This window comes from Streptomyces sp. NPDC002845, assembly GCF_053591955.1.
Genome location: NZ_JBSFUU010000205.1, coordinates 1 through 1,287, shown reverse-complemented (window position 1 = coordinate 1,287; position 1,287 = coordinate 1). Strand labels below are relative to the sequence as shown.

General features: G+C 57.8%; 1 rRNA gene (only partly in view). It reads right to left on the bottom strand.

What is annotated here, in order from left to right:
* Window positions 1-1,287, bottom strand: a 23S ribosomal RNA gene (locus ACWD3C_RS48315) (its annotated part extends 1,271 nt beyond the left edge of the window); the annotation flags it as partial.

Here is a 1,287-nt window from a genome sequence, read left to right as displayed (position 1 = left end):
TGATCACCGGGTGTGGCCCCCCTTCTCCCGAAGTTACGGGGGCATTTTGCCGAGTTCCTTAACCATAGTTCACCCGAACGCCTCGGTATTCTCTACCAGACCACCTGAGTCGGTTTAGGGTACGGGCCGCCACAACACTCGCTAGAGGCTTTTCTCGACAGCATAGGATCATCCACTTCACCACAATCGGCTCGGCATCAGGTCTCAGCCCCATGGTGCACGGATTTACCTGCACACCGGCCTACACCCTTACCCCGGGACAACCACCGCCCGGGATGGACTACCTTCCTGCGTCACCCCATCACTCACCTACTACCACCTTGGTTCAGCGGCTCCACCACTCCCCTTCACCCGAAGGATCCAGGACGGCTTCACGGCCTTAGCATTAATGGACTCGATGTTTGACGCGTCACAGCGGGTACCGGAATATCAACCGGTTATCCATCGACTACGCCTGTCGGCCTCGCCTTAGGTCCCGACTTACCCTGGGCAGATCAGCTTGACCCAGGAACCCTTAGTCAATCGGCGCACACGTTTCCCACGTGTGAATCGCTACTCATGCCTGCATTCTCACTCGTCAACCGTCCACAACTCGCTTCCACGGCTGCTTCACCCGGCAGACGACGCTCCCCTACCCATCACAGCGGGCGTTGGCCCTCATGCTGCAATGACACGACTTCGGCGGTACGCTTGAGCCCCGCTACATTGTCGGCGCGGAATCACTAGACCAGTGAGCTATTACGCACTCTTTCAAGGATGGCTGCTTCTAAGCCAACCTCCTGGTTGTCTCTGCGACTCCACATCCTTTCCCACTTAGCGTACGCTTAGGGGCCTTAGTCGATGCTCTGGGCTGTTTCCCTCTCGACCATGGAGCTTATCCCCCACAGTCTCACTGCCGCGCTCTCACTTACCGGCATTCGGAGTTTGGCTAAGGTCAGTAACCCGGTAGGGCCCATCGCCTATCCAGTGCTCTACCTCCGGCAAGAAACACACGACGCTGCACCTAAATGCATTTCGGGGAGAACCAGCTATCACGGAGTTTGATTGGCCTTTCACCCCTAACCACAGGTCATCCCCCAGGTTTTCAACCCTGGTGGGTTCGGCCCTCCACGACCTCTTACAGCCGCTTCAGCCTGCCCATGGCTAGATCACTCCGCTTCGGGTCTTGAGCGCGCTACTACACCGCCCTGTTCGGACTCGCTTTCGCTACGGCTTCCCCACACGGGTTAACCTCGCAACACACCGCAAACTCGCAGGCTCATTCTTCAAAAGGCACGCAGTCACGAC